Below are 4,227 nucleotides of genomic sequence, written 5' to 3'. Positions count from 1 at the left end.
GTCGGCCTCCGCGCGGGCGCGACCGTGCACCTCGCCGGCCACCGAGAGCACCAGCTGTTCGAGCGTGGCCCGGTCGAGTGTCACCTGCTCGGCCCGGCCCGCGCCCGGGTCTCCGTCCGTCGGGTCCGTGGGCGTGCGCGAGTCGACGAGGTGCGCCATCCACCGGCGCGCGATGTCGGACAAACCTGGTGCCTCACCAGGAAGCGCCACACTCCACCTCACACGTTCCCACAGCCGATCGAGAGTGCCTCCGCGTCGGAGGGTACTGCTGTCGGAGGGTACCGCCGACGGGATCCACCGACGGGAACCACGGCCGGATTCCGCCGACGTCCGGGCGCGTCGCGTCCGGACCGTGCCGACGTTGCCACCGCATCATGCCGCAGGCACGGTGTCCAGCGCCTGGACGGGGCATCTCCTCGCTCGTTAGTGGTCCGTGGTACTACGCTCCGTGACTCTCGTGGCTCAGAGCGGTCGCAGGTGGACGGGAAGGCCGTCGACCGGCACGGGCAACGAGACGTAGTCCCACCGGGCCCGGTAGTCGGAGGGTACGGACCACCGGTAGTGGCGCACCATCTCGTGCAGCAGAGCTTTCACCTCGTACATGCCGAAGTGCAGACCGATGCACTTGTGTGCCCCGCCCCCGAAGGGGATCCAGGAATACCGGTGGGACCGGTCCTCCCGCCGGGAGTCGGCGAACCGCTCCGGGTCGAAGGTGTGCGGCGCGGTCCACCGCTGCGGATCGAAGTGGTTCACCGCCGGTGCGACACTGACCATCGTTCCCCCGGGGATGTGGTGCCCGAGGATCTCGGTGTCGGTCACGGCCGTGCGGGGCAGGGTCGGGACCGGTGCCACCAGCCGCAGCGCCTCCCGGATGACCAGGTCCAGCGAGTGCAGCCGGTCGAGTGCGTCGGCGTCGGGCAGGTCGTCGCCGAGTTCCCGGGACTCCTGCCGCACCCGTTCCTGCCACTCGGGGTGCCGGGCGAGGTAGTAGGCGGCGGCGGTCGTGGTGATCGTCGACGTGTCGTGCGCGGCCATCATGAGGAAGATCATGTGGTTGATGACGTCGGCGTCGGTGAACCGTTCGCCGTCCGACGTGGTCGCGTGCGCCAGCGCGGAGAACAGGTCGCCGGCGTCGTGCGCGCGCTTGCCCGGCAGATGCGTGGCGAAGTAGTCCTCGAGGACCTTCCGCCCGTCCAGCCCCGCCTTGTACCGGCCGCCCGGCACCGGTCGCCGCACCAGTGCCGTGGCCGCACGCACCGTGGCCACGAACGCGCGGTTGAGGGCGTGTGCCTCCGGCCCGGTGCGCATGCCCATGAACACCCGGGTGGCCACGTCCAGGGTGAGCTGTTTCAGACCGTCGTAGAGGCGCCGGTCGCCGTGTCCCCAGGCGGCGACCCCGTCCCGCACGGTCGGGGCGAGCTGGTCGACGTAGCCGACGATCCGGTCGCGGGTGAACGCCTGTTGCATGATGCGCCGGTGCTGCATGTGCTCGTCGAAGTCGAGCAGCATCAGACCCCGGTGGAAGAACCGGTCGATGAGGAAGCGCCACCCCTCCTGGGAGAACGCCTTGTCCTTGTTCACCAGCACGGCCTGGGTGGCCTCGGCGCCGGTGACGGCGACGATCCGGCGCCCGAAGGCGCCGGAGAAGTACACCGGGCCGAACCGTTCGTACCGGCGCAGGCTGTAGTCGACGCCGTAGCGCATCATCATCAGCGAGTGCCCGAGCACCGGGGGTCCGTCGTCCCCGAGCACGGGGGACAGGCCGCTGCCCGCCGGGGCGGGTGCCAGCTCCCGCACCGGCCACCGCCGGTCGCGCAGGTACCGGTCCACCGCCCCCGGTAACGGCAACGCCGTCAACGGCGGCATCCGTTGCCGCACGGTGTCCGCCACGCGGTCCAGGGTCGTGGTCACCGCGATCCACCTCCTCGTCGAGCCGGCCGCCCCTCACCCTCCCCTCTTGTTGGCGCAGTGACAATACCCTGACGCGGTGACGCGCCGGCCTCCGTCGGAGACGCCGTGTCGTCGGCGTCGGGATCCGGCGCGGTTCCCGTCCCGCCACGGGATGCGTCCAGAAGCCGGAAGTCGGACAGCGCCACCCGCCGGGTGCGGCGGCGGTACTCCCCCGTCCGGCCGGGCCAGTTGGTGACGACGCGCCCGTGCTCGTCGCGGTACCAGCTCTCGCACCGGGTCCACACCGAACCCCGCAGGCGGCCCTGGATCTCGTCGTCCCAGCGCCGCTCGACCTCCGGCCGGACGTCGAGGGCGACACCCGGCCGCCGCGTGAGCGTGCGCACCGCGTCGGCGAGGTAGCGCGCCTGGCTCTCCAGCATGTGGATGACCGAGCCCCCGCCGAGGTTGGTGTTCGGCCCGTACATCAGGAACATGTTCGGGAATCCGGGGACGGTGATGCCCAGGTGCGCCCGCGCACCCCCGGACCAGGCCTGTGCGAGCGTGCGCCCGCCGAGCCCGCGCACGGTCATCGGGCCGAGCATGTCCGTGGCGGCGAATCCGGTGCCGTAGATGAGGACGTCGGCCTCGTGGTGCACCCCGCCGCGGGTGGTGACCCCGGTCGCCGTCACCTCGGCGACCGGGTCGGTGACCAGCTCCACATTGGGCTCGGCCAGGGCGGGGAGATAGTCGTTGCTGAACAGCACCCGTTTGCAGCCGAGGGCGTAGTCGGGGGTGAGGCGGCGGCGCAGCCGAGGGTCGGGGACCTGGTTACGCAGGTGCCTGCGGGTCTGCCACTCGAACAGCGGGGTGAACGCCTGCCAGCGGGACAGACAGACCTGGGCGAATTCGGCGTAGAGCCAGAAGGAGAGCCGGTCGGCGGTCTGCAGCCACGGCGCAGCCCGCAGGAGCCTGCGCCGCCACCCGGTGTAGACCCGGTCGCGCTTGGGCATGAGGTACTGCGCCGAGCGCTGGAACACCGTCAGTTCGGCGACCTCAGGCCGGATGCGCGGCACGAACTGCACCGCGCTCGCCCCGGTCCCGATCACGGCGACCCGCTTGTCCCGCAGGTCCACCTCGTGGTTCCAGCGCGCGGAGTGGAAGGACGTGCCGCGGAAGGTCCCGATGCCGGGGACGGACGGGTAGGCCGGCCGGGAGAGCTGGCCGGTGGCGGGGACGAACACGCGTGTGGCGAAGGTGGTCCCGTCCGTGGTGGTCACCGTCCACCGGCCGGTGTCGGCGTCGAACTCGGCCGCGTCCACCTCGGTGCCGAACCGGACGTGGTTCAGGACGCCGCAGCGCCGGGCGACCCGTTCGAGGTAGGCGAGGATGTCGGGCTGTTCCGCGTACCGGCGCGGCCAGGGGGTGTTGCGGGCGAACGAGAACGAGTACAGCGGCGACGGGACGTCGCAGCCCGCGCCGGGATAGGTGTTGTCCCGCCAGACACCGCCGGGCGAGTCCGCGGACTCCAGCACGACGAAGTCGTGGATCCCGGCCCGGCGCAGTTCGATCGCGGCGGCCACGCCGCCGAAGCCCGCTCCGACGACGAGTGCGGTCGTGCTGATGATCTCCATGCCGGGACGCTAGGGGCCGCGCTCCCTCCACCGACAGCCGTCCGGGGGACACGTTGTTGATATTTTCGGACACGTGGTGGACTGGGACTTCCCGCGGGGCGTGGCCAGTGTCGCGCTCCTGGTCGACTTCGCGGTCGAGTGCGGCGTCCCGGCGGAGCGGGTGCTGGCCGGAACCGGTCTCGACCCCGCCACGGTCGCCGACCCGCTGGCGCAGGTCGAGGCGCAGCAGGAACTCGCGGTGGTGCGCAACCTGGTCGCCGGGTGTGCCGGCGATCCGGCCGAGCTGGGGGAGCGGGTGGGGCGGCGGTATCACGCCACCGCCTACGGGATCTGGGGCTTCGCGGTCACCAGTTCCCCGACCGTGGGCGACGCGATCCGGCTCGCCCTGCGTTACGTCGAGCTGACCTACGTCTTCTGTGTGCCCCGGCTCCGGGCGGACGGCGACTGGGTGTACCTGGACTGGCACGCCGACGCCGTGCCCGCCGACGTCCGGCCGTTCCTGCTCGCCCGGGACGTCACGGCGAGCCGCACCCTGATGTCCGAACTCCTCGGGGTCCGTCCGGGACGGGAACCCGGGCGCGACCGGCTGCGGCTCCCGCGGCGGTTGCTCGACCGCCGGATGCCCCAGGCCAACGAACACACCGCGGCGTTGTGCGAGCGGCAGTGCCGCGAGCTGCTGTCCCGGCGGCGCGAGCGCACCGGCGTG

3 protein-coding genes and 1 pseudogene are annotated in these 4,227 nt (G+C 72.0%); 1 reads left to right on the top strand and 3 read right to left on the bottom strand.

Annotated features, from left to right (window positions below; translation table 11 throughout):
* The 3 genes and pseudogenes from SACHA_RS25040 to SACHA_RS0106945 form a co-directional block, all read right to left on the bottom strand.
* A pseudogene (locus SACHA_RS25040) lies at nucleotides 1-210 on the bottom strand (GGDEF domain-containing protein); the annotation flags it as partial.
* 252 nt (nucleotides 211-462) lie between these two features.
* Nucleotides 463-1,911, bottom strand: coding sequence for a cytochrome P450 (locus tag SACHA_RS0106950; protein WP_019808282.1), 1,449 nt, complete (start codon nucleotides 1,909-1,911; stop codon nucleotides 463-465).
* Nucleotides 1,908-3,521 carry a flavin-containing monooxygenase gene (locus SACHA_RS0106945; RefSeq protein WP_019808279.1) on the bottom strand — a complete coding sequence of 538 codons (1,614 nt, stop codon included), beginning with the start codon at nucleotides 3,519-3,521 and terminating at the stop codon, nucleotides 1,908-1,910. Before SACHA_RS0106945 ends, SACHA_RS0106950 begins: the two co-directional genes overlap by 4 nt.
* Nucleotides 3,522-3,594: 73 nt before the next feature.
* Here SACHA_RS0106945 and SACHA_RS0106940 point away from each other — a divergent pair.
* A partial coding sequence (locus SACHA_RS0106940) for an AraC family transcriptional regulator ligand-binding domain-containing protein (RefSeq protein WP_019808277.1) occupies nucleotides 3,595-4,227 on the top strand: 633 nt, incomplete at its 3' end.

Origin of the sequence: Saccharomonospora halophila 8, from assembly GCF_000383775.1 — a bacterium.
Lineage (GTDB): Bacteria > Actinomycetota > Actinomycetes > Mycobacteriales > Pseudonocardiaceae > Saccharomonospora > Saccharomonospora halophila.
This window is presented reverse-complemented; position numbering and strand designations above follow the sequence as displayed.